Annotated in this window: 18 protein-coding genes and 4 tRNA genes; 14 read left to right on the top strand and 8 right to left on the bottom strand. The window is 60.0% G+C overall.

All coding sequences use genetic code 11. The annotated features are described in order from the left end of the window. Nucleotides 1-77: 77 nt before the first annotated feature. Nucleotides 78-932: a bifunctional methylenetetrahydrofolate dehydrogenase/methenyltetrahydrofolate cyclohydrolase FolD gene (folD, locus tag V8689_RS17365; RefSeq protein WP_047711205.1), complete on the bottom strand. Its 855-nt coding sequence runs from the start codon at nt 930-932 to the stop codon at nt 78-80. Between the two features lie 275 nt (nt 933-1,207). On the opposite strand from folD, the gene V8689_RS17360 reads away from it, so the two are divergent. The 10 genes from V8689_RS17360 (at nt 1,208) to V8689_RS17315 (ending at nt 10,631) form a co-directional block, all read left to right on the top strand. Next, nucleotides 1,208-1,284: transfer RNA gene (locus V8689_RS17360), tRNA-Arg, on the top strand. 32 nt (nt 1,285-1,316) lie between these two features. After that, a tRNA-His gene (locus V8689_RS17355) sits at nt 1,317-1,392 on the top strand. 57 nt (nt 1,393-1,449) lie between these two features. After that, nucleotides 1,450-1,534: transfer RNA gene (locus V8689_RS17350), tRNA-Leu, on the top strand. Nucleotides 1,535-1,611: 77 nt separating this feature from the next. Then, nucleotides 1,612-1,687, top strand: a tRNA-His gene (locus V8689_RS17345). A 401-nt stretch (nt 1,688-2,088) separates the two neighbouring features. Continuing rightward, entirely contained in the window at nt 2,089-3,399 is a 1,311-nt protein-coding gene (gene tig / locus V8689_RS17340; protein WP_014718988.1) for a trigger factor, read from the top strand. A gap of 91 nt (nt 3,400-3,490) precedes the next feature. Next, the gene (gene clpP, locus V8689_RS17335) at nt 3,491-4,126 is read left to right on the top strand and encodes an ATP-dependent Clp endopeptidase proteolytic subunit ClpP (protein ID WP_003192255.1); all 636 of its coding nucleotides are present in this window, start codon (nt 3,491-3,493) and stop codon (nt 4,124-4,126) included. A 112-nt stretch (nt 4,127-4,238) separates the two neighbouring features. Further along, complete coding sequence (gene clpX / locus V8689_RS17330; RefSeq protein WP_003192254.1) at nt 4,239-5,522, top strand: ATP-dependent Clp protease ATP-binding subunit ClpX; 1,284 nt, start codon at nt 4,239-4,241, stop codon at nt 5,520-5,522. A 188-nt stretch (nt 5,523-5,710) separates the two neighbouring features. After that, nucleotides 5,711-8,107 carry an endopeptidase La gene (gene lon / locus V8689_RS17325; protein WP_056787972.1) on the top strand — a complete coding sequence of 799 codons (2,397 nt, stop codon included), beginning with the start codon at nt 5,711-5,713 and terminating at the stop codon, nt 8,105-8,107. Between the two features lie 148 nt (nt 8,108-8,255). Beyond that, nucleotides 8,256-8,528 (top strand): HU family DNA-binding protein, encoded by a 273-nt coding sequence (locus V8689_RS17320; protein ID WP_003174819.1) that lies wholly within the window; start codon nt 8,256-8,258, stop codon nt 8,526-8,528. Nucleotides 8,529-8,756: 228 nt separating this feature from the next. Then, complete coding sequence (locus tag V8689_RS17315; protein WP_044274626.1) at nt 8,757-10,631, top strand: SurA N-terminal domain-containing protein; 1,875 nt, start codon at nt 8,757-8,759, stop codon at nt 10,629-10,631. Between the two features lie 81 nt (nt 10,632-10,712). On the opposite strand, the gene nhaA is transcribed toward V8689_RS17315, so the two are convergent. Next, the gene (gene nhaA / locus V8689_RS17310) at nt 10,713-12,056 is read right to left on the bottom strand and encodes a Na+/H+ antiporter NhaA (RefSeq protein WP_056787968.1); all 1,344 of its coding nucleotides are present in this window, start codon (nt 12,054-12,056) and stop codon (nt 10,713-10,715) included. Between the two features lie 283 nt (nt 12,057-12,339). On the opposite strand from nhaA, the gene V8689_RS17305 reads away from it, so the two are divergent. Continuing rightward, on the top strand, nt 12,340-13,131 hold the full coding sequence (locus V8689_RS17305) for a DUF2242 domain-containing protein (RefSeq protein ID WP_056787966.1): 792 nt from the start codon (nt 12,340-12,342) through the stop codon (nt 13,129-13,131). Nucleotides 13,132-14,012: 881 nt separating this feature from the next. On the opposite strand, the gene V8689_RS17300 is transcribed toward V8689_RS17305, so the two are convergent. Both V8689_RS17300 and V8689_RS17295 read right to left on the bottom strand, forming a co-directional pair. Next, complete coding sequence (locus V8689_RS17300) at nt 14,013-15,047, bottom strand: AraC family transcriptional regulator (protein WP_019819480.1); 1,035 nt, start codon at nt 15,045-15,047, stop codon at nt 14,013-14,015. Between the two features lie 4 nt (nt 15,048-15,051). Further along, nucleotides 15,052-16,182, bottom strand: coding sequence for a carbon-nitrogen hydrolase family protein (locus V8689_RS17295; protein ID WP_056787963.1), 1,131 nt, complete (start codon nt 16,180-16,182; stop codon nt 15,052-15,054). A 211-nt stretch (nt 16,183-16,393) separates the two neighbouring features. Here V8689_RS17295 and V8689_RS17290 point away from each other — a divergent pair, with 211 nt between their 5' ends. Continuing rightward, nucleotides 16,394-18,433 carry an NADPH-dependent 2,4-dienoyl-CoA reductase gene (locus V8689_RS17290; protein WP_044274621.1) on the top strand — a complete coding sequence of 680 codons (2,040 nt, stop codon included), beginning with the start codon at nt 16,394-16,396 and terminating at the stop codon, nt 18,431-18,433. Nucleotides 18,434-18,489: 56 nt separating this feature from the next. Further along, nucleotides 18,490-19,452 (top strand): 1-aminocyclopropane-1-carboxylate deaminase/D-cysteine desulfhydrase, encoded by a 963-nt coding sequence (locus tag V8689_RS17285; protein WP_230961997.1) that lies wholly within the window; start codon nt 18,490-18,492, stop codon nt 19,450-19,452. A 621-nt stretch (nt 19,453-20,073) separates the two neighbouring features. Here V8689_RS17285 and V8689_RS17280 read toward each other — a convergent pair. The 3 genes from V8689_RS17280 to V8689_RS17270 all read right to left on the bottom strand — a co-directional run bounded on the left by V8689_RS17280 (nt 20,074) and on the right by V8689_RS17270 (nt 22,795). Continuing rightward, a complete protein-coding gene (locus V8689_RS17280; RefSeq protein ID WP_056787960.1) occupies nt 20,074-20,628 on the bottom strand; it encodes a cytochrome b in 555 nt (184 codons plus the stop codon). Between the two features lie 114 nt (nt 20,629-20,742). Beyond that, on the bottom strand, nt 20,743-21,570 hold the full coding sequence (gene phnX, locus V8689_RS17275; protein WP_056787958.1) for a phosphonoacetaldehyde hydrolase: 828 nt from the start codon (nt 21,568-21,570) through the stop codon (nt 20,743-20,745). Between the two features lie 100 nt (nt 21,571-21,670). Continuing rightward, the gene (locus tag V8689_RS17270; protein ID WP_056787956.1) at nt 21,671-22,795 is read right to left on the bottom strand and encodes a 2-aminoethylphosphonate--pyruvate transaminase; all 1,125 of its coding nucleotides are present in this window, start codon (nt 22,793-22,795) and stop codon (nt 21,671-21,673) included. A 111-nt stretch (nt 22,796-22,906) separates the two neighbouring features. On the opposite strand from V8689_RS17270, the gene V8689_RS17265 reads away from it, so the two are divergent. Further along, nucleotides 22,907-23,761 (top strand): LysR substrate-binding domain-containing protein, encoded by an 855-nt coding sequence (locus V8689_RS17265; protein WP_056787953.1) that lies wholly within the window; start codon nt 22,907-22,909, stop codon nt 23,759-23,761. On the opposite strand, the gene V8689_RS17260 is transcribed toward V8689_RS17265, so the two are convergent. Next, nucleotides 23,737-24,627: a LysR substrate-binding domain-containing protein gene (locus V8689_RS17260; protein ID WP_056787950.1), complete on the bottom strand. Its 891-nt coding sequence runs from the start codon at nt 24,625-24,627 to the stop codon at nt 23,737-23,739. The genes V8689_RS17265 and V8689_RS17260 overlap by 25 nt on opposite strands. Nucleotides 24,628-24,817 lie beyond the last annotated feature (190 nt).

Genomic DNA, 24,817 nt, shown 5'->3' with positions numbered 1-24,817 from the left:
ACAGCCTGCAACAAGGGTTTTTCACGGGCAATAAAAAGCCCTGCGATAAGGCAGGGCTTTTTCATCATGCCTGGTTATTAACCGTGCAGGGTTTCTGCGGCATACAGCGTATTTTCCAACAGGCAGGCCCGGGTCATCGGCCCGACACCGCCTGGAACCGGCGTGATCCAGCCAGCGCGGGGCAGGGCGGTTTCATACACCACGTCACCCACCAACTTGCCGTCTTCCTGGCGGTTGATGCCCACGTCGATGACGATGGCACCTTCCTTGATCCACTCACCCTTGACCAGGCCCGGCTTGCCGGCGGCGACTACCACCAGGTCGGCACGGCCGACATGGCCGGCCAGGTCCTTGGTGAAGCGGTGGGTGACGGTCACGGTGCAGCCGGCCAGCAGCAGTTCCATGGCCATCGGGCGACCGACGATGTTCGATGCGCCCACCACGACGGCGTCGAGGCCGTACAGGTCGACACCTGTGCTTTCCAGCAGCGTCATGATGCCTTTAGGGGTGCATGGGCGCAGCAGGGGAATGCGTTGGGCCAGGCGGCCGACGTTATAAGGGTGGAAACCGTCGACGTCTTTGTCCGGGCGGATGCGTTCCAGCAGTTTGGAGGCGTCCAAATGCTCTGGCAGCGGCAGTTGCAGGAGGATGCCGTCCATGGCCGGGTCATCGTTGAGGCTGTCAATCAGGTCGGTCAGGGCCTGTTGAGTGGTGTCCGAAGGCAAGTCGTAGGCCTTGGAAATAAAGCCGACCTCTTCACAGTCTTTACGCTTGTGCGAGACATAAACCTGAGAGGCAGGATCGCTGCCGACCAGGATCACCGCGAGGCCAGGCGTGCGCAGGCCCTGCTGGCTGCGCTCGGTGACTCGTTTGGCGATCTGCTGGCGCAGGCTGGCGGCGATTGATTTGCCGTCGATAAGTTGTGCAGTCATTACGCGTGATTAACCATCGAGAGGGGGAAGAAAAGTGCGCGCATTCTCGCATGCCAAGGCGCGAGGGCAAAGGCGCTTGGTCTGCAAATTGCCCTAACCCCTTAAATAAAATCAGTTTTTTTCAAAAAAGATTTGACGGGTTTCCGGGGCATCTATACTATTCGTCGCACTTGTCGGGCACAGCCTAGCACTGGTTAAGAAGGTCGAGCAGAATAGTTGTACTGCAAGGCTGGAAGCACTTAGTTTGTAATCGTTAAAGAGTACAGATTAATAAGGCGCCCGTAGCTCAGCTGGATAGAGCATCCGCCTTCTAAGCGGATGGTCGCAGGTTCGAGTCCTGCCGGGTGCGCCATTAGGCAGCTTTGGCACAAGTAGCGCTATATGGTGGGCGTAGCTCAGTTGGTAGAGCACGGGATTGTGACTCCCGTTGTCGAGGGTTCGATCCCCTTCGTCCACCCCATATTCTGAAAGGCGCCAGATTTAACAGTCTGGCGCCTTTGCTTTAAGAGCTTCAAGCGCGGATGTGGTGGAATTGGTAGACACACTGGATTTAGGTTCCAGCGCCGCGAGGCGTAAGAGTTCGAGTCTCTTCATCCGCACCAATTAAAGCTTTTCCCGGTCGTCAGGCGGGGCAGGGCTCAACAAAGAAGTGGTTTGGTTTCTTTGTTAACGCAATATGGTGGGCGTAGCTCAGTTGGTAGAGCACGGGATTGTGACTCCCGTTGTCGAGGGTTCGATCCCCTTCGTCCACCCCATATTCGAAAGGCGCCAGATTTAACAGTCTGGCGCCTTTTTTGGTTTTGGCGGTTTGAGATTGGGTGGTCGCAGGTGCTGGGCTGCCCCGGCAGGGCGTGTCGTCGTATTTGTGTATCTCGATGATGCTGCGTTGCTTGCCTGTTCTGTTCGCAGGGCGGGCCGTCAGGGAGATGAATAGTTGTTCCTTCTATATATAGAGAGGGGCGGCGCAGAGCCCTGGCGCAATTTGGCTGTATTTGTCACCGGGGCGAGGTACTTCAGTGCTTTCGTACCGATAAATTGCCGGCTGTTTTCCGCTGTGTTTTCAGTAGGGTGACTTCTTGAGTTTGACCCACTAGAATGCATGCCCTTGATTGGGGTCGGAAATGGCCGGCTAATGTCTGTGCAACGAGGAATATCCATGCAAGTTTCTGTTGAAAATACTACTGCTCTCGAGCGCCGCCTGAGCATCACCGTGCCGGCAGAGCGTATCGAGACTGCGGTCAACAAGCGTCTGCAGCAGACTGCCCAAAAGGCCAAGATCGCTGGTTTCCGTCCAGGCAAAGTGCCGATGAGCGAAATCAAGCGTCGTTTTGGTGCCGATGCGCGCCAGGAAGCTGTAGGTGACGTGATCCAGGCTTCTTTCTACGAAGCCGTTGTCGAGCAAAAGCTGAACCCGGCTGGCTCGCCTTCGATCGAGCCCAAGTCCCTGGAAGCGGGCAAGGACCTGGAATACGTTGCCGTATTCGAAGTGTTCCCGGAATTTGAAGTGGCCGGTTTCGACGGTATCGAAATCGAGCGTCTGAGCGCCGAAGTGGCTGATTCGGACCTGGACAACATGCTGGAAATCCTGCGCAAGCAGAACACCCGTTTCGAAGTGGCCGACCGTGCCGCCCAGAACGAAGACCAACTGAACATCGATTTCGTTGGCAAGGTTGACGGCGAAGTCTTCGCTGGCGGCTCCGCCAAGGGCACTCAGCTGGTGCTGGGTTCCAACCGCATGATCCCTGGTTTCGAAGACGGCCTGGTTGGCGCCAAAGCCGGCGAAGAGCGCGTTCTGAACCTGACGTTCCCTGCTGACTACCAGAACCTGGACCTGGCTGGCAAAGCCGCCGAGTTCACCGTGACCGTCAACAGCGTTTCCGAGCCTAAGCTGCCAGAGCTGAACGAAGAGTTCTTCGCTCAGTTCGGTATCAAGGAAACCGGCATCGAAGGCTTCCGCACCGAAGTTCGCAAGAACATGGAGCGTGAGCTGCGCCAGGCCATCAAGTCCAAGGTCAAGAACCAGGTCATGGACGGTCTGCTGGCCGCCAACCCGATCGAAGTGCCTAAGGCCCTGCTGTCCAACGAAGTGGATCGCCTGCGCGTTCAAGCGGTTCAGCAGTTTGGTGGCAACATCAAGCCTGACCAGCTGCCGGCCGAGCTGTTCGAAGAGCAAGCCAAGCGCCGCGTTGTGCTGGGCCTGATCGTGGCTGAAGTGGTCAAGCAGTTCGACCTCAAGCCAGACGAAGACCGCGTTCGCGAAATGATCCAGGAAATGGCTTCGGCCTACCAGGAGCCTGAGCAGGTCGTGGCTTGGTACTACAAGAATGAGCAGCAGATGAACGAAGTACGTTCGGTTGTGCTGGAAGAACAAGTTGTGGATACTGTTCTGCAGAAGGCTAAGGTGACCGATAAAGCGGTCTCTTACGAAGAAGCAGTCAAACCGGCGGAAGCAGCACAAGCCGACTGATTGTCCAACTCGTTGGAAATTCAACCATAAGCCAGCCTCGCGCTGGCTTATGCGTTTTCAAGACATGACTATTTGGGAGTAACTGCAGAGCATGTTCCGTAATTCCTATATTCAGCAGAACTCTGATATCCAGGCCGCAGGCGGCCTGGTCCCGATGGTTGTCGAGCAGTCCGCTCGTGGCGAACGCGCCTACGACATCTACTCGCGCCTGCTCAAGGAGCGAGTGATCTTTCTGGTTGGCCCGGTAGAGGACTACATGGCCAACCTGATCTGTGCGCAGCTGCTGTTCCTTGAAGCGGAAAACCCGGACAAGGACATCCATCTCTACATCAACTCGCCGGGTGGTTCGGTGACTGCGGGCATGTCGATCTACGACACCATGCAGTTCATCAAGCCAAACGTGTCGACCACCTGTATTGGCCAGGCGTGCAGCATGGGCGCCTTCCTGCTGACCGCAGGTGCCGAAGGCAAGCGTTTCTGCCTGCCGAACTCGCGCGTGATGATTCACCAGCCACTGGGCGGTTTCCAGGGCCAGGCGTCGGACATCGAAATCCACGCCAAGGAAATCCTCTTCATTCGTGAGCGTCTCAACACGCTGATGGCCAAGCACAGCGGGCGCACCCTGGAAGAAATCGAGCGCGATACCAACCGTGACAATTTCATGAGCGCTGAAGCCGCCAAGGAATACGGGTTGATCGACGCCGTGATCGACAAGCGCCCCGCATAATATAAGCCGCTCAAAATAGGGCTGGTCGGCATGTCCGACCACTGGCGGGCTTGAAAAAGCCCGCATAAGCCTTCATCTTGTGTTGCAAGCCTATCGGATTTGGATCGAACGAATGACTGACACCCGCAACGGCGAGGACAACGGCAAGCTGCTCTATTGCTCCTTCTGTGGCAAAAGCCAGCATGAAGTACGCAAATTGATTGCCGGCCCCTCGGTGTTTATCTGCGACGAATGCGTCGACCTGTGCAATGACATCATCCGTGAGGAGGTGCAGGAAGCCCAGGCCGAGAGCAGTGCGCATAAATTACCTTCGCCTAAAGAAATCAGCGGCATCCTTGACCAATACGTCATTGGTCAAGAGCGTGCAAAAAAGGTTCTGGCCGTAGCGGTGTACAACCACTACAAGCGCTTGAACCAGCGTGACAAGAAAGGTGACGAGGTTGAACTGGGCAAGAGCAACATCTTGCTGATCGGCCCTACAGGCTCGGGTAAAACCCTGCTTGCAGAAACCCTCGCTCGCCTGCTGAACGTTCCGTTCACCATCGCCGACGCCACCACCCTCACCGAGGCTGGCTACGTGGGTGAAGATGTCGAGAACATCATTCAGAAACTGCTGCAGAAGTGCGACTACGACGTAGAGAAAGCCCAGATGGGTATTGTCTACATCGACGAGATCGACAAGATCTCGCGCAAGTCGGACAACCCGTCGATCACTCGGGACGTTTCCGGTGAAGGCGTGCAGCAGGCCCTGTTGAAACTGATCGAAGGCACGGTTGCGTCCGTACCGCCGCAAGGTGGTCGCAAGCACCCGCAGCAGGAATTCCTTCAGGTTGATACGCGCAACATCCTGTTCATTTGTGGCGGTGCGTTCTCGGGTCTCGAGAAGGTGATTCAGCAGCGTTCCACCCGTGGCGGCATTGGTTTCAGTGCGGAAGTGCGTAGCAAAGAAGAAGGCAAGAAGGTGGGCGAGTCCCTGCGTGAAGTCGAGCCTGACGATTTGGTCAAGTTCGGTCTGATCCCGGAATTCGTTGGCCGTTTGCCGGTCCTGGCCACGTTGGACGAGTTGGATGAGGCGGCTTTGATCCAGATCCTCACCGAGCCGAAAAACGCACTGACCAAGCAATACGGCAAATTGTTCGAGATGGAAGGTGTAGACCTGGAGTTCCGTACCGACGCGCTGAAATCTGTGGCCAAGCGGGCACTGGAGCGCAAGACCGGTGCACGTGGCCTGCGTTCTATCCTCGAAGGCGTGTTGCTCGACACCATGTACGAAATCCCCTCGCAGTCCGAGGTGAGTAAAGTGGTGATCGACGAAAGCGTTATCGAAGGCAAGTCCAAGCCACTGTATATCTATGAAAACAGTGAGCCGGCTGCCAAGGCTGCACCCGACGCGTAAGCGTTCAGCAGTTGCGGTACAAGCAAGGGGCCTTTAGGGGCCCCTTGTTTTTTGGGGCGTTTTTTCGAGACGATGGTTAAATTCGCGTGTATTCATGCGTTTAACTGCTGGCATTGAGCTTGTTTTTTTTGCATGCAACCCCCATCTTGGTTTCAAGCTTATTTTTGAACTGTCATAGAGGCGAAATCATGAAGACAACCATCGAATTGCCTCTCCTGCCGTTGCGTGATGTCGTCGTCTATCCGCACATGGTTATCCCGCTGTTCGTGGGGCGCGAGAAGTCTATCGAAGCCCTCGAGGCCGCGATGACGGGCGACAAGCAAATCCTGCTGTTGGCCCAGAAGAATCCTGCTGATGATGATCCGGGCGAAGAGGCCCTGTATCGCGTCGGCACCATTGCCACTGTCCTGCAATTGCTCAAGCTGCCCGATGGCACCGTCAAGGTGTTGGTCGAAGGCGAGCAACGCGGCGCCGTAGAGCGCTTCATGGAGGTGGACGGCCACCTGCGCGCGGAAGTGGCGCTGATCGAAGAAGTCGAAGCCCCGGAGCGTGAATCCGAGGTGTTCGTGCGCAGCCTGCTGTCGCAGTTCGAGCAGTATGTGCAGTTGGGCAAGAAAGTCCCGGCTGAAGTCCTGTCTTCGCTCAACAGCATTGATGAGCCAAGCCGCCTGGTCGACACCATGGCCGCGCACATGGCGCTGAAGATCGAGCAGAAGCAAGACATCCTCGAAATCATCGACCTGTCGGCCCGTGTCGAACACGTACTGGCGTTGCTGGATGGCGAAATCGACCTGTTGCAGGTTGAAAAACGCATCCGTGGCCGCGTGAAAAAGCAGATGGAGCGTAGCCAGCGCGAGTACTACCTGAATGAGCAGATGAAGGCCATTCAGAAGGAACTCGGCGACGGCGAGGAAGGCCACAACGAAATCGAAGAGCTGAAAAAGCGTATCGATGCCGCTGGACTGCCCAAAGATGCCCTGACCAAGGCCACCGCCGAGCTGAACAAGCTCAAGCAGATGTCGCCGATGTCGGCTGAAGCCACCGTGGTGCGCTCGTATATCGACTGGTTGGTGCAAGTGCCGTGGAAGGCCCAGACCAAGGTGCGCCTGGACCTGGCCCGTGCTGAAGAGATCCTCGACGCTGACCATTACGGCCTGGAAGAGGTCAAGGAGCGCATCCTTGAGTACCTCGCCGTGCAAAAGCGCGTGAAGAAAATCCGCGGTCCGGTGTTGTGCCTGGTCGGGCCTCCGGGTGTGGGTAAAACCTCCCTGGCGGAATCGATTGCCAGCGCGACCAACCGCAAATTCGTGCGCATGGCCTTGGGTGGCGTGCGTGACGAAGCGGAAATTCGCGGTCATCGCCGTACCTACATCGGTTCGATGCCGGGAAGATTGATTCAAAAGATGACAAAAGTGGGTGTGCGCAACCCGCTGTTCCTGCTCGATGAAATCGACAAAATGGGCAGCGACATGCGTGGCGACCCGGCGTCGGCCTTGCTCGAAGTGCTGGACCCTGAGCAGAACCATAATTTCAACGACCATTACCTGGAAGTCGACTACGACTTGTCTGACGTAATGTTCCTGTGCACCTCCAACTCCATGAACATTCCGCCAGCCTTGCTGGACCGGATGGAGGTGATTCGTCTGCCGGGCTACACCGAAGACGAGAAGATCAACATCGCGGTCAAGTACCTGGCGCCCAAGCAGATTTCGGCCAACGGCCTGAAGAAGGGCGAGATCGAATTCGAGGTCGAGGCGATCCGCGACATCGTGCGTTACTACACCCGCGAGGCCGGTGTACGGGGCCTTGAGCGCCAGATCGCGAAGATCTGCCGCAAAGCGGTGAAGGAACACGCGTTGGAAAAACGCTTCTCGGTGAAAGTGGTTGCCGACTCCCTGGAGCACTTCCTGGGCGTGAAGAAATTCCGCTACGGCCTGGCCGAGCAACAGGACCAGGTCGGCCAAGTGACTGGCCTGGCGTGGACCCAGGTGGGGGGCGAATTGCTCACCATCGAAGCTGCGGTGATTCCGGGCAAAGGCCAGTTGATCAAGACCGGCTCCCTGGGTGACGTGATGGTCGAATCCATTACCGCCGCGCAGACCGTGGTACGCAGCCGCGCCCGCAGCCTGGGCATCCCGCTGGACTTCCACGAGAAGCACGACACCCATATCCACATGCCGGAAGGGGCGACCCCCAAAGACGGCCCTAGCGCTGGCGTAGGCATGTGCACGGCCCTGGTATCGGCCTTGACCGGCATTCCTGTGCGCGCCGATGTGGCGATGACCGGGGAAATCACCCTGCGTGGCCAGGTATTGGCGATCGGTGGTCTGAAAGAGAAATTGCTCGCCGCTCACCGGGGTGGAATCAAGACCGTGATCATTCCTGAAGAGAATGTTCGCGACTTGAAGGAAATTCCTGACAACATCAAGCAGGATCTTCAGATTAAACCGGTTAAATGGATTGACGAGGTCCTGCAAATTGCGCTGCAATACGCGCCGGAGCCCTTGCCGGATGTGGCCCCGGAGATTGTCGCGAAGGACGAAAAACGCGAGTCCGATTCCAAGGAAAGAATTAGCACGCATTAATGTGTTGGAGCCTGGGGGCTTCCTTGACAGCTTTTTAGAGCCCTTGTTATAAAGCGGCTCTTAAGTGTCTGTAGGCCATTCAGCACTGGTTTTGCTTTTTACCAAAAAACTTAGAATCATACTCAATAGATATATAAGGGGACTTAGAGTGAACAAGTCGGAACTGATTGATGCTATCGCTGCATCCGCTGATATCCCGAAAGCTGCTGCTGGCCGTGCGCTGGACGCAGTAATCGAATCCGTCACTGGCGCTCTGAAGGCCGGCGACTCCGTGGTACTGGTAGGCTTCGGTACTTTCTCTGTGACTGACCGCCCAGCTCGCACTGGCCGTAACCCACAGACCGGCAAAGCACTGCAAATCGCTGCTGCCAAGAAACCAGGTTTCAAAGCCGGTAAAGCCCTGAAAGAAGCCGTTAACTAAGCTTCGTTCAAGCCTTTGCTTACCCGGGTCGGACGCAGGTCTGGCCTGGCAGCGGAGCGGTAGCTGACCCACGTATCGGGTCGCCACGCCGGGGGTGCAGATTCGAACCCCCGTCCGCTCCGCCAGTTACGAGAAGGCGCATCCTCGGATGCGCCTTTCTTCTATCCGGACTCTACCCACGCTCCACGGTTGCCTAATCTTTGAAGTTCAACCGTTTCTGGGGGACGCATGCTGCAAAATATCAGGGACAATTCACAAGGCTGGATTGCCAAGACCATCATCGGGATCATCGTCGCATTGATGGCGTTCACCGGTATCGAAGCCATTTTCCAGGCTTCGGGTAATAACAAGCAGGACGTGGCCAAGGTCAACGGTGAAGAAATCACCCAGACCGAGCTGAGCCAGGCTGTCGACATGCAACGCCGCCAACTGATGCAACAGCTGGGCAAGGATTTCGATGCTTCCCTGCTGGACGAAAAGCTGCTGCGCGATGCTGCCCTCAAGGGCCTGATCGACCGTAAGCTGCTGCTGCAAGGCGCTGCTGATTCGAAGTTCGGCTTCTCCGAAGCTGCGCTGGACCAGGTGATCCTGCAGACGCCGGAATTCCAGGTAGACGGCAAGTTCAACGCCGAACGCTTTGACCAGGTGGTTCGTCAGCTGGGCTATAGCCGCATGCAATTCCGTCAGATGCTGACCCAGGAAATGCTGATCGGCCAGGTTCGCGCAGGCATCGCCGGCAGTGGTTTCGTGACCGACGCCGAGGTGCTGGCATTCGCCCGCCTGGAAAAACAGACCCGTGATTTTGCCACCGTCAACATCAAGGCTGACCCTGCGGCGGTGAAACTCACCGACGACGAGGTCAAGGCCTACTACGACCAGCACGCCAAAGAGTTCATGACCCCGGACCAGGTGGTCATCGACTATCTGGAACTGAAGAAGTCGTCCTTCTTCGACCAGGTTACTGTCAAGGACGATGAGCTGCAGGCTGCCTACGAGAAGGAAACCGCCAACCTCGCTGAACAGCGTCGTGCCGCGCACATCCTGATTGAAGTCAACGACAAGGTCACCGAGGCGCAAGCCAAGGCCAAGATCGAAGACATCCAGGCGCGCCTGGCCAAGGGTGAGAAGTTCGAAGCCCTGGCCAAGGAGTTCTCCCAGGATCCAGGTTCGGCCAACAATGGCGGCGACCTCGGTTTTGCCGGCCCTGGTGTTTACGACCCGGACTTCGAAACCGCGCTGTACGGCTTGAAGCAAGACCAGGTGTCGACGCCGGTGCGTACTACCTTCGGTTGGCACCTGATCAAGTTGCTGGGCGTGGAAGCGCCTGAGGTGCCATCGTTCGCCAGCCTGAAAGACAAGCTGACCCGCGAGCTCAAGGCCCAGCAGGTTGAACAGCGTTTTGTCGAAGCGACCAAGCAATTGGAAGATGCGGCATTCGAAGCCTCTGACCTGGCCCAGCCAGCGTCCGACTTGAAGCTGACCGTCCACACCTCCGCGCCGTTTGGCCGTGAAGGTGGCGAAGGTGTTGCGGCCAACCGTGCCGTGGTCACTGCAGCCTTCAGCCCGGAAGTGCTGGATGAAGGTGCCAACAGCAGCGCCATCGAGCTGGACCCGGAAACCATCATCGTGCTGCGTGCCAAAGAGCATCTCAAGCCGGCCCAGTTGCCGCTGGAGAACGTTGCTGCGGCCATTCGCACCCAGATGACCAAGGAGCGCGCAAGCGCTGCTGCCAAAGCCCGTGCCGACGAGTTGATCGCCAGCCTGCGTGATGGCAAGACCGCGCTGGACCAGCCGGTTGACGGCCAGGCCTGGAAGGTGACTGAGGCGGCTACCCGTGGCCAGGAATCTATCGACCCGGCCGTGCTGCAAGCCTTGTTCCGCATGCCCAAGCCTGCGGCCAAGGACAAGCCGACCTTCACCACCGTGACCCTGCGCGATGGCAGCCTGATGATCGTGCGCTTGAACGGCGTGAACGAAGCGGCGGCCCCTACGGACGAAGAAAAGGCGCAATACCGCCGCTTCCTCGCTTCCCGTATTGGCCAGCAGGACTTCGCGGCCTACCGCAAGCAGTTGGAAACCCAGGCAGACATCAAGAAGTACTGATGCCGGCCTGAATAAAAAGACCCCGACCTGAAAAGGCCGGGGTCTTTTTTTGCCTTTGATAAAGTGAGTGCTGAATGCGCTTTAGGCGTTCTTGGCAGCAAACTTGAGCTTGCCCCACGTCAACCCGACCACCGCCGCCAGGGTTGAAGCCGCCAACACGCTCAGCTTGGCAGCTGACAACAGGGCCGGGTCGGAAAATGCCAGGGACGAGATAAAGATCGACATGGTGAACCCGATCCCCGCCAACAGGCCGACCAGGCCAACGCCCGTCCAGGTCACACCGTCCGGCAGCTTGCAGATGTTCAGCTTGACCAGCGCCAGGCTCGCCAGCATCACGCCCAGAGGCTTGCCGAGCACCAGGGCGAAGATGACGCCCATGAGCACACCGTGGGCCAGCGGGTCATCCAGATTGAAACCGTCCAGGCTCACACCGGCGTTGGCCAAGGCAAACAGTGGCATCACGCCGAAGGCTACCCACGGGTGCAGCGCTGATTGGACCCGCTGCACCGGCGGCAGTATTTCCCGCTGGGCTTCGCGCAATTGCTTGAGGGGCGTGGCGACTTGCTGGGCCCCCTCGGCTGGCTGCGAGAACCGGTCCATCAGCTCGTTGAAGGTGCGTTCGATGGTTTCCAGTGGGCGTTCCCGGGTGGGCTTGGAATTGACCGGGGTCATCAAGCCAAGGATTACCCCGGCCAGCGTTGGGTGCACGCCGGTCTTGAGCAGGCCAAACCACACGATAGCGCCCGGCAGCAGGTAGATCGCCGCCTTGCTGATACCCATGCGTTGGAACACCAGCACCAGGGCCAGCCCGCCTGCGGCAATCACCAAGCCCATGTAATCGAGGCTGGCGGTGAAGAAGATTGCGATGATCAGGATCGCCACGATGTCATCGATGATCGCCAGTGCCAGCAGCAGGATACGCACGCCACTGGGGATCGACTTGCCCAGCAGCGCGAGCACGCCCACGGCAAAGGCGATGTCGGTCGCGGTGGGCACCGCCCAGCCACTCGCGGCGGCGGTGCCGTGGTTGAGCAGGGTGTAGATGAGTGCCGGCATCAGCACGCCGCCCAACGCCGCGCCTAACGGCAGCGTGGCCAGCTTCAGGTTGGCGAGGGCGCCGTCTTTGATTTCCTGGCGGATCTCGGCACCGACCACCAGGAAGAAGATGGTCATCAGCCCGTCATTGACCAGAAAATGCAGGGAGCGCGACACGCTGTAGTCGCCCAGCCCGAGGGTGATGGGCGTGTTCCAGAAATGCTCGTAGGTCGCGGCGGCGGGGCTGTTGGCCCACACCAGCGCAACGATGGCGGCCAGCAGCAGCACGATACCGCTGACGGCTTCGATATGTGAAAAGCGCTCAAGGGCGGACAGCGCGCCCTCAGTCAAACGCTGGGGGCGAGGGATGGCGGGGTGTTTATCAGGCACGACAAATCTCCATTGGCGGCCCGACCAATGCTTGGCTTTTAACCTGCGCCGTACTTTATGCAGCAACGCACCCAGGGACGATGATAGAAAGGTGAGGAATAAGTTGTAAACAAACTTGTCATAGAACCGCGCACATTACGGATCTTTATCGATCCTATGTGCCCCAGGCTTTTTCCTACTGACGCTGCTGTCTAAGCCTGAGATGTTTTACCGACAGGAATCGCGCTTCAATGTCGTGTTCTGTTGCACAATACCGTCCGGACCGTTTTCTTCAGGATTTTCAATGTCGACATCATTTCACTTGCGCACTCTCGGGTTGGCGCTGGTGCTGGCGGGCGCTGCGGGCTGCTCGTCACCCAAGACCGCTATCTATGAACATGAGAATTTCGACGACTCCGGTACGTTTTCCCGCGATTACCCGGTCAGCGATGTGGCGGCCTGTGAAGCGGCGCGCCGTGCGCTGCTGAGTCAGGGCTACATCATTACCAGTAGCGATCCGAAGTTGGTGGCCGGCAACAAGAGCTTCCAGCAGACCGGCGAGACCCACCTGCAGATCAGTTTCAATGTGGTGTGCGCCGCTGACGGCAAGGGCAGCAATCACTCGACGATGTTTGCCAACGCCTTGCAGGACCGCTATGCGCTGAAGAAGGTCAACAACTCCGCGAGCCTCGGCGTGGGCGTGCTGGGCTCGGTGTCGATGCCGATTGGCTCCACCGATGATTCGATGGTGAAAGTAGCCAGCGAGACCGTCTCGGCACCCAAGTTCTACGAGCGTTACTTCGCGTTGGTGGACGTGTTCTTGCCGCAGGAAGTGAAGCAGGCCGAGCATATCCCCGAGCAGCCCAAGGCCGACCTGGGCGTGCCCGAGCCCAAGGCCGCTCCGGCAGCCGAGAAGGTCGAAGCACCCAAGGAGGTGCCTGTAGCGCCCGCCGCTGCAGAGCCGCTCGCGCCGCCACCTGAGGCTGCACCGATTGCACCGGTGACAGAGCCTGCTCCGGTGGCGCCGGCGCCGACTGATCCGGCCTTGCCTGCGCCGACAGAAGCGATTCCACCGCTGCCGATGCCTGCGCAATAACGCAATGCTCGAATGTGGGAGGGGGGGCAGGTAGAGAAGCGTCGGCTGACAGGCCGCCATCGCAGCATAGGATCTACACAACTTCAGTACGACGCTGACCCTGTGGCGAGGGAGCTTGCTCCCGTGACGGCCTGACAGCCGGCGCCTCTCTACCTGACGCGCCGCAGTCCAAATGTGGGAGCTGGCTTGCCTGCGAAGACGGCCTAACAGTCAACACAGTTGGACCGGGTACATATCCGTTATTTAGGTAACGGCCACTTAGGGTTCCGCCCTGACGGCGGCTCACTTTTGAAAAGCCGGAATGCCGGCCCAGACAAAAGTAAGCAAAACGCTCTTGCCCCACCACTCGGCACCTCGCTTAGGCTCGGTGTGCCCGTAATTCGCCAGTGATTTGGGGGGCCGCCGCCACGCGCCATCCATGGCGCGGGGCGGCTAAACCGGCATCCCTGCCGGTTTACCCCCCAAATCACTGTCGAATTCCGGCCAGCGTGGTTTAACGGGGCGCCTAAGATCAAAAGCAGATCAAGAGCGGCTCGCTTCGCATCGTGGTTACCGTCTGCTGCTACAGCCCAAAAGTTGTGTAGATACCTATGGCCATCGCAGGCAAGCCAGCTCCCACCTGTTGACCGAGGTTGCGGTTAAGTTAAATCCAGTGATCGTCGCTACGTTTAATCCTGAAGAGCAGGAATGTCACGACGTCGACATTTTTTCGTCATGACGGCACTTTAGGCTGGGTTTGCAGGTCATTAATCTGCAACCGCTTTCAACATGAAGAAGGAGTCCACCATGGACGATTACCAGGAAGAACTGCTGGAGTACCAGGCATTCGAGCTAGACCCACTGGACCCAGCGGACGATGCCACCGAGCTGTAACACCGACTTCAGGCGGAGTGGCGCTGACTGCGGCGAAATTCCCCTGGGGTCTGGTTGTTCCAGCGCCTGAAGGCCCTTTGGAAGGCTTGGGCTGAAGCAAAACCGAGCAAGTAGGCGATCTCGCCGAACGCCAGTTCCGTATCGCGAATGTAGGTCATGGCCAGGTCGCGACGGGTGTCATTGAGAATCGCGCGAAACTGCGTGCCTTCCTCGGCCAGTTTGCGCCGCAATGTCCAGGTTGGCAGCTTCAAGCGTGCCGCCACTTCTTCCAGGTCGGGTTCCCGGCCGCCATTGAGCATCGGCCCGAGCAAGCGGGTAATGCGCTCGCGCAGGCTGCGGGTGCGAGTCAGTTGCTCTAACTCCCTTTCACACAGCTGTAGCAACAGGTGCCAGGTGCTTGGGCAATGCTGTGGGTTGCGCAGTGCCAGGGTGGGTTGGCTGAGGCGCAGTTGATTGACCTCGGCGCCGAAGTGCACCACACCCTCTCCCAGCACCCTGTAGTGGTCGTGGTAGTCCGGCGCGTCGAACTCGATTTCAATCCGTTGTGCCTGTACCGGCTGTTGCGCCAGGCCGGACAGTTGTTGCAGCCAGCCGGCGATGATCGAGTCCACTACAAAGCGGTTATAGGCGTTATAAGGGCTGATGGAATAAAACCGCAGCCACGCGCCTTCGGCGTCTTCATGAAAGCTTGATTGCCCGCGATAGTTGGAACCGTACAGCGCTTCAAAGCGTGTGAGCGTCCGTGCGGCTTCGCGCACCGTGGGCGCTTGGGCGGCGGTGACGCCTGCAAGGCCGGCCTGGCTCAAGCGGCTGAGCTGGCCCATGCGCAAGCCCAGGCCGGGGTTGCCGGTCAGCTGAATGGCCGCGTGGCCCAGGCGCATGTAGCGCGGGATCGACAAGCGTGCGCCGGCTTCAGCCAGGCGCGCCGGGTCGAGGCCGTATTGCAGCAACAGGGGCTGTGGGTCCAGGCCGTGGCTGTGGATGGCGTCGGCCAGGGTGTGCACGAAGCCCACCGACAGGTCCCCCAGGCGCACCGGCTTCAAGGCGCTACAGCCAGATATTCAGCAGGCGCGCACCACGGGCGTCGCCATCGGCGAAGACTTGCCCATTGCGGCTGAGAAAACTCTGGCCAGCGCTGCCCAGGTCCCAGAACTGCCCGCGCAGAAAGACGCTCATGCCTGCGGTGGCTTGGCTGACGGGTGGCTGGCTGATCAGGGTGAGGCGACGCCAGGCTGCGCCCTCGCTGGTTTCTTCAGGCTTGAGGCTCACTTCAGAGGGCGTGGATACGCTCTTGAAGCCACGCCACGGACGCTCCCAGGTGTCGCGGCCGGTGACAAAGGCCGGCACCGCGATCAATTGCGCGCCTTGCTCGTTGAGCTTGCGGTAGTTGTCCGGGTACCAGCTGTCGCTACCGACGAGGATACCCAGGCGCCCGGCGGGGGTGTCGACAACGTTGACGACATGCTCATCGCCAGGCTCGATAAAGCCACGCTCATCGTAGATCGGGTAAAGCTGGCGCTGCGGCTGGCCCAGTGGCAGGCCGTCGGCGGCAAACACCACGCTGGCGTTGTACAGCGCGCCGTGGCCGATCTCCAGTTGCCCCTGGATCACGCTTGGGTTGGGCAGGGCGATGGAACCGGCCACCAGCGTCACGCCAAATTCTTTTGCGAGGCCGCCAAACAACACTTGATAGTCGCGGGCCATGGCCGGGGCTTTCATACGCAGGTACGCGTCATCCATGCGGTTGTCGCCGGTGGCGCTGATCCAGGCTTTGGCAAATTGCAGCGGGTTGCTGATCGACAGCCAGTTCATGGCGTCCTTGAGGTGAGCGGCCTGGTACAGCTCATTCTTTTCGCCGCCGAGCATCAGCCAGGTGCCGATATGCTCCGGCAGCACCACCACGGTCTTGGCATTGATCAGCCCCAGGTCCCGAGCGTTTTGCAGGTAGGCCGACAGCTTCAGGTACAGGCGTTCCAGGCTCTGGTAATCGGCAGGGAACAGCTCCGGCTGGATGCCCAGCAGGTTGCCCCGATCGGCCGGTTCGCCCTCATTGACGGCGAGGGTGATGCGCAGGTCGGACAGGTAATGCGCCACGGGGCGCTCCTGGGTCCAGACCAGATACGCGGCGAGGGAGGCAACCAGGGCCATGATGACGGTGAACGCTAGAAGTTTACGCATGGGGCAACAGACAACAGACCAGGTGCAGGGTTCGCGACTAGGGTAGGGCCCATGGCGTGGCTTGCCAAGGGGCGCTGTGCATTTGGATCAATAACTTGTCAGTTTCAGTCATTGAGCCGTGGTCCACCGCCTCTTAGTCTGTGGGACATAAACCGATGGCACGCCGTTCGAGTGCGCCACGTCCCGTGATGATCCGTTGTGGAGCTGTACCATGACCGCTGCTGCCTACCCGCACCTGCTGGCCCCGTTGGACCTGGGTTTCACCACCTTGCGCAACCGTACCCTGATGGGCTCGATGCACACAGGCCTGGAAGAAAAGCCCGGCGGTTTCGAGCGTATGGCCGCTTACTTTGCTGAGCGTGCCCGTGGCGGCGTGGGCCTGATGGTCACCGGCGGCATAGGCCCCAATGATGAAGGCGGCGTGTATGCCGGTGCGGCCAAGCTGACCACCGAGGAAGAAGCGCGCAAGCACAAGATCGTCACCCAGGCCGTGCACGACGCGGGTGGCAAGATCTGCATGCAGATCCTCCACGCCGGGCGTTACGCCTACAGCCCCAAGCAGGTGGCGCCGAGCGCTATCCAGGCACCGATCAACCCGTTCAAGCCCAAGGAATTGGATGAAGAGGGCATCGAAAAGCAGATCCAGGACTTTGTCACCTGCTCGCTGCTGGCCCAGGTCGCCGAGTATGACGGCGTCGAAATCATGGGTTCCGAAGGCTACTTCATCAACCAGTTCCTCGCCGCCCACACCAACCATCGCACCGACCGTTGGGGTGGCAGCTTTGAAAATCGCATGCGCCTGGCGGTGGAAATCGTGCGCCGTGTACGCGAGGCCGTAGGCCCGAACTTCATTATCATCTTCCGCCTGTCGATGCTCGACCTGGTGGAAGGCGGCAGCGTCTGGGAAGAAATCGTGCAGTTGGCCAAGGCCATCGAACAGGCCGGCGCGACGATCATCAACACCGGTATCGGCTGGCACGAGGCCCGTATCCCGACCATCGCCACCAAAGTGCCCCGTGGTGCGTTCAGTAAGGTCACGGCCAAATTGCGCGGTTCGGTACAGATTCCGCTGATCACCACCAACCGCATCAACACTCCGGAAATTGCTGAGCAGATCCTGGCCGAAGGTGACGCCGATATGGTCTCGATGGCGCGGCCGTTTCTCGCCGACCCCGAGTTCGTCAACAAGGCCGCCGCCGGGCGCGCCGATGAGATCAATACCTGCATCGGCTGCAACCAGGCCTGCCTGGACCACACCTTTGGCGGCAAGCTCACCACCTGCCTGGTCAACCCGCGGGCGTGCTACGAAACCGAGCTCAATTACCTGCCGGTCAAGCAGATCAAAAAAGTTGCGGTGGTCGGCGCCGGCCCTGCGGGTCTGGCCGCTGCTACCGTGGCCGCCGAGCGCGGGCATCAGGTGACTTTGTTCGACTCCGCCAGCGAGATCGGCGGCCAGTTCAATATCGCCAAGCGCGTGCCGGGCAAGGAAGAGTTCTTCGAGACCCTGCGTTATTTCAAGCGCAAATTGCAGACCACCCACGTCGAGCTGTGCCTCAACACCCGTGTGGACGTTGCGCAACTGGTAGCGGGCGGTTATGACGAGGTGATCCTGGCCACCGGCATCGCACCGCGTACCCCGGCGATTCCGGGTGTCGACAACGCCAAGGTCCTGAGTTACCTGGACGTGATCCTTGAGCGCAAGCCGGTGGGCAAGCGCGTGGCGGTGATCGGCGCCGGAGGCATCGGCTTTGACGTGTCTGAATTCCTCGTGCACCAAGGCGTCTCCACCAGCCTGGATCGCGAGGCGTTCTGGAAAGAGTGGGGCATCGACACCCAGCTGCAAGCCCGTGGCGGCGTGGCCGGGATCAAGCCCGAGCGTCATGCGCCGGCCCGTGAAGTGTTCCTGCTGCAACGCAAGGCTTCCAAGGTGGGCGATGGCCTGGGCAAGACCACGGGCTGGATCCACCGCACCGGCTTGAAGAACAAGCAGGTGCAGATGCTCAACAGTGTCGAGTACCTGAAGATCGACGATGAAGGCTTGCATATCCGCATCGGCGCTGAGGGCGAGCCGCAGGTACTGGCCGTGGACAACATCGTTATCTGCGCCGGCCAGGACCCGCTGCGCGAATTGCACGACGGCCTGGTGGCTGCGGGCCAGAATGTGCACCTGATCGGTGGTGCCGATGTGGCGGCCGAACTGGACGCCAAGCGCGCCATCAACCAGGGCTCGCGCCTGGCGGCCGAGCTGTAAGGCGACAAGCGGGGCGGTGTTAGACTACCGCCCCTTTTTCATTCAGATACCTGCCGATGGGCCCTTTCGACTGGCTTCCTCACGCGCCCCTTGAACCCTTGCAGCTGGACTGGCTGAACGGGGTCGAGTTGGCCGTGCTGCGCCTGGACCTTATCGACCCGCTGATCAGCGGCAACAAGTGGTTCAAACTCACCGAGCACCTGGCCCAGGCCCGACGCGTTGGGGCCACCGGTGTGATCAGCCTCGGCGGTGCCTACTCCAACCATCTGCATGCACTGGCGGCGGCGGGCAAGCGCTTTGGTTTTCCCACGGTCGGCCTGTTGCGCGGCCATCCTCAAGACACCCCCACGGTTCTCGACCTTAAAGCCTTCGGCATGCAGCTGCATTGGCTCGGTTATGGCGGTTATCGGGCGCGGCATGAAGCGGGTTTCTGGCTGCCTTGGCGTGAGCAGTATCCCGACTTTCATCCGATACCCGAAGGCGGCGGTGGGCTGGCCGGTGCGCAGGGTTGTGGGGTGTTGGTCGAGCAGGCGCGGGCGCAGTTGGGTAACCTCGGTTGGAGCGATTATGACGCCTGGTGGCTGGCGGCGGGTACCGGCACGACGGTGGCGGGGCTGGCGCTGGCGGAGGCGGGTGCGCATTGGGTGTATGGCGCTATGGCGGTGCCGGATGACCACGGTGTGGCGCAGAACGTGAGTGCCATCGTGCAGGACGGTTATACAGTGCTGGACGCCAGTCGCGGTGGCTTTGCCAAGGTCGATCCGCTGTTGCTGGATTTCATTGAGCGCACCGAACAAGCGTGCGGCCTACCGCTGGAACCGCTCTACACCGGCAAGGCGCTGTTGGCGTTGAAACAGCAGATCGAGGCCGGACGCTTCATCCCTGGCACGCGCCTGATCTTCATCCACACCGGCGGCCTGCAAGGCCGCCGAGGCTTCAGCGACGGGCGCAAACCCCTTGTGGGAGCTGGCTTGCCTGTGAAAGCCATAGGTATCTACACAACCTCGGTACGACGCTGAACCTGTGGCGAGGGAGCTTGCTCCCGTGACGGCCTGACAGCCGACGCTGATCTGGCTGAGGCACGGCGATCCAAATGTGGGAGCTGGCTTGCCTGCGAAGGCGGCCTGACAGTCAACGCAGTTGGACCGTGTACATATCCATTGCTGCGGTAACGGCCACTTAGGGTTCCGCTCTGACAGCGGGTCACTTTTGGAAGGACCGGAATGCCGGCCCAGCCAAAAGTAACCAAAAGGTCCTCGCCCCACCACTCGGCACTTCGCTTAGGCTCGGTGTGCCCGTAATCCGCCAGTGATTTGGGGGGCCGCCGCCACGCGCCATCCATGGCGCGGGGCGGCTAAACCGGCATCCCTGCCGGTTTACCCCCCAAATCACTGTCGAATTCCGGCCAGCGTGGTTTAACGGGGCGCCTGAGATCAAAAGCAGATCAAGATCAAGAGCGGCTCGCTTCGCATCGTGGTTAGCGTCTGCTGCTACAGCCTACAAAGTTGTATAGATACCTATGCTGCGAAAGCGGGAGTGCAGTAAGAGATACTGTGACTGACACACCGCCTTCGCGGGCAAGCCCGCTCCCACAGGGGAGTTGCGCTTAACTGATGGCCTAAGTTCAGTCCATGAATGGGTTAAAGCCTCCTTCCAGCCGGCATCATGCGCAGCGCCGTGTTATCGCGCATCACGTAATGATGAAAGATTCCCGCCAACGCGTGCAGCCCGATCAGCCAGTAACCGACCTGGGCGAACAGCACATGCCAGCCTTCAATCTCCTCGGCCAGCGCCTTGTTTTCCGCGATCAGTGGCGGCAATTCCATCCCATAAAACATCACCGAATGCCCTTTGGCACTGACGATCAACCAACCGGCAATCGGCAAGCCGATCATCAACGCATACAGCGCCCAGTGCATCAGCGTCGCCAGCAGGCTCTGCCATTGCGGCGGTGCCGGCAGGATCTTCGGCGCCACTCCCAGGCTGCGGGCAAACAGGCGCAGCCATACCAGTACAAACACGGTCAGGCCGAGCATGAAGTGCATTTCAACAATCAAGGTGCGCGCACCGCTGCCTTTGGGGAATTGGCCGCGCAGTTCAATGCAGGCGTAGACCACCGCCAGCAGCACCACCATCAACCAGTGCAACGCAATCGACATGGTGCTGTAGCGCGTATCGGAATTTTTCCACGGCATCACTGTGTTCCTCACTCATCAGGGCATACCTCCATTCTTTAGCGATGGAGTGCATTAACTCTATGCCTGTTTTGAGCGCTGCGCTTGTTGCCAATGCCGTTGTCTTGACCTCGGTCAGTAGGCCTGCGGCATTTCCCCGCGGGCCAGGCGCTGGTTGATGTCGTTGATGACCCGTGGCAGGTCGGTGATGGTGTCGATCAGATAATGCGGACGCGAGCCTTCGAACATCGCTTCGATGCGCTGACGCTCGCTGGCCAGGGTGGCGCTGTCCAGGGCGCGGAACTGTTCGTAGGTCAGGCCCAGAGCGTTGCCCGAGCAGGTCAGGGCCACGGTCCACATCCCGGCACGGCGACCTTCGAGAATGCCTGGCACGGTGTCGTCGACCTTCACGCAGGCGGCCACATCATCGATGCCCAGGGCGATCACGTTGGCCAGGGCCTGGGCCGGCCATGGTCGGCCGTTGGGTACTTCGTCAGTGGCCACGACATGGTCGGCGACGTAGCCATTGGTGGCGGCCAGGGCCACGACCTTGTCCATTACCTGCTTGGGGTAGCCGGAGCAGGAGCCGATCTTGATGCCTTGGCCGCGCAGGGCGGTGAGGGTGTCGAGGGCGCCGGGGATCAGCGCCGAGTGTTCGGCGATTTTCTCGATCTGCAGCGGCATGAAGCGCTGGTAGATGGCGGTCACGTCGTCGTCGGTGGGCGTGCGGCCGAACGCCTGGCGGTAGCGTTCGGCAACCTGTGGCTGGTCGCAGAGGGTGCGGATATGGTCCCACTTGCCCATGCCCATCGGGCCACGGGCCTCCTCGATAGACACCTGCACGTCGAACTCGGCGAAGGCCTCGACAAAAATCTGCGTAGGGGCGAAGGAGCCGAAATCGACCACGGTGCCAGCCCAGTCGAGGATAACGGCCTGGAGCGTATTGGGGTTTTGATAGTTCATGGTTCAAATCCTGTGGGTAAAAACATTCATATCTGTAGGAGCGAGCTTGCTCGCGAAAAACATCCAGGCACCGCGTTTAATCAGGATGCCCACGTCATCGTTAACGCACTTCGCGAGCAAGCTCGCTCCTACACATTTCGTGCAGCACCTCGGCGATGGCCTTGACCGCTGCGCGCATGCCATCCGCGTCGACATGGCCGATGCAGCCCACGCGAAAGGTTTCCACCTGGGTCAATTTACCGGGGTACAGGATGAACCCCTTGGCCTTGACCCGTTCGTAAAACGCTTTGAACTGGTAGCGCGGGTCGCTTGGGGCGTGGAAGGTGGCGATGATCGGCGCCTGGATCGCCGCCGGTAGAAAGCTGCGCAGGCCCAGTTCGGCCATGCCGTCCAGCAATGCCTGGCAGTTATTCGCATAGCGCTGGTGACGGGCAGGCAGGCCGCCTTCCTCGGCGTATTGCAACAGCGCTTCATGCAGGGCGGCGACCACGTGGGTGGGCGGGGTGAAGCGCCATTGTCCGGTCTTGGCCATATAGCTGTGCTGGTCGAACAGGTCCATCGCCAGGGAATGATAGTTGCCCTGGGACGCGGCCAGCGCGGCTTTTTCGGCAAAGACAAAGCCCATGCCTGGTACGCCTTCCAGGCATTTGCCCGAGGCGGCGATCAGCGCGTCGAAGGGGACTTCGCGAGCATCAATCGGCAGTGCACCGAAGGAACTCATCGCGTCGACGATCAGGCGCTTGCCGTGACGTTTGACCACCTCGGCGATCTGCGGCAACGGGTTGAGAATGCCGGTGCTGGTTTCGCAGTGGATCAGCGCGACGTGGGTGATGGCGGCATCGGCGTGCAACAGGCGATCCACATCGGCGGCAGTGGTGGGCTGGTCTTCGGCGGTTTCAAAGGTGCTGAATTCGCGGCCAAGCACCTCGCAGATTTTCGCCAGGCGTTTGCCGTAGGCGCCGTTGATCAGCACCAGCACTTTGCCATTGCGGGGGACCAAGGTGCCGATCGCCGCTTCGACGGCGAAGGTGCCGCTGCCTTGCAGCGGCACGCAATGGTGGCTGTCGGCGCCGTTGAGGATCGCCAGCAACTGCGTGCACACGCTGGCGGTGAGCTGGTTGAAGCGGTCGTCCCATGAGCCCCAGTCCACCATCATCGCCTGACGGGTGCGGTTCGAAGTGGTCAGGGGGCCGGGGGTCAACAGGATCGGCGCGGCAGGGGGCATGTCAAATCCTCGCAAGGTTTCGGGGTGAATCTACGGCGCCTAAATTGCAGTTTGGCTTGTCATCAATCAAATTGTTTGTTGTTATGCGAGCTATCAGTGAGGCCGATAGCTATGAACCTGTTTCAACTGCGTGCATTCGATGCCGTGGCCCGTGAGGGCAGTTTTACCCGTGCGGCGGCTCGGCTGTTTATCAGCCAGCCGGCGGTGACCGGGCATATCAAGGCGCTTGAGGAGCACTACCAGATTCCGCTGCTGCGCCGCACCGCACGCCGGGTGGAGTTGACCGAGGAGGGCGCGCGCCTGGCGGCCATCACCCGCGCTATCTTCGGCTTGGTCGACGAAGCGCAAACCATGCTGGAGGCCAACCGCCAGTTGCTCACCGGGCGCTTGGAAGTGGCGGCGGATGGCCCTCACTTGGTGATGCCGATGATCGCCAGCCTGCGCGCGCGCTACCCCGGCATTACCGTGAACCTGCGTTTGGGCAATGCCCAGGAAACCCTGGCGGCGCTGCTGTCCGAACATGCGGATGTGGCGGTGCTCACCGAGGTGGAGCCGCGCAATGGCCTGCACTTGCAACCCTTGGACCAGTCGCGGATTTGCGCCTTGGTACCGGCCGCGCACCCGTGGGCCAAGCAGCGTGAGGGTATTGAACTGGCGCAGTTGAATGAGGTGATCATGGTGCTGCGCGAGCCCAGTTCCACCACCCGCCGAACCTTTGATGACGCGTGCCTGGCGGCGAATGTGCAACCCAAAGTGCTGCTGGAACTGGACAGCCGTGAAGCCGTGACCGAAGCGGTGGCGGCAGAGTTGGGCGTGGGCGTGGTGTCGTCGATGGAGGTCAGCCCGGACCCGCGTGTACAGGCGGTGCCGATCCTCGGCGATGGCCTGCTGAACCGGCACATGCTCGGCTGCATGGAGCGCCGCCGCTCGTTGCGCTTGATTCAGGCGTTTTTCGAGTTGGCGTGAAGGCTCTCACGCACGATCTCCAGAAAGGTCGCGACCACCCGGCGTGAACTCTGCTCTTTCAGGCACACCAGGGTTTCTTTCATGCGTTGGGTGCAATCACGGATCGGCATGGCGTACACCCGTGCGTCGGCACCGAACTCTGCCGCCGACACCACGCCTACGCCAATCCCCACGACCACGGCTTCGCGGGCGGCTTCGCGGCCTTCCACCTGGATGGCCGGGCGAATGCGCAGGCCGGCCTGGCGCATTTCCTGCTCCAGGGTCTGGCGGGTGACCGAGCCGGTTTCCCGCAGTACCAGCGGGGTGTCATCCAGGTCAGCGAGGCAGATCGACTCGCGCCCGGCCCAGGCATGGTCCCGTGCGACGAAAGCCAGCAGTTGGTCGTCGGGCAGCGGCACTGACAACAGGCGCACATCATCGACATCGCGCCCCAGCAGCGCCAGGTCGGCCTGGTAGTTGTAGAGGCGCGACAGCGACTCATCAGTATTGCCCGTTTCGATCTTCACGCTGATCCCAGGGTAGCGCTGGCAGAAGCGCGCGATCTGCGGCAGTACGTGCACGGGCGCATCCACTGCCAGGGTGAGGGTGCCGGTGAGTAGGGCGCGCGAATCCTGCAGCAATTCTTCCGCTTCGGCTTCGATCACAAACAGGCGCTGGGTAATGGCCAGCAGGCGTTCACCCAGATCGGTCAGGCGCACCGAGCGCTTGTTGCGGTGAAACAGCAATACGCCGAAGCGCTCTTCAAGTTTGCGCACCTGGTCGGAAATCGCCGGTTGGGTCAGAAACAGGCGTTCGGCGGCCCCGGTAAAACTGCCGTGAATGGCCACCGCATGGAAGGCTTTGAGTTGGGCATGGGAAACCGACATGGCACATCCTCTTAAAAGCTGGGCTTATATTTGAAATACGATAAATCGATTTTACCTATGAGTCAGCCATTGCTTTGATGCACTTCAGTCGCCGTAGGTTGAGTCCTACAACCCCGGCGGCCATGGGCGCAGGCACACCGCACCCATCTGACCAATACCGCGCTCTCCAAGGCCCGGCATTGCAGTGCTC

It is taken from the genome of Pseudomonas sp. AK181 (genome assembly GCF_051122975.1).
Taxonomy (GTDB): domain Bacteria; phylum Pseudomonadota; class Gammaproteobacteria; order Pseudomonadales; family Pseudomonadaceae; genus Aquipseudomonas; species Aquipseudomonas lactis.
Note: the sequence above shows the minus strand (reverse complement) of the source record. Positions and strands in the feature narration are given on the sequence as shown.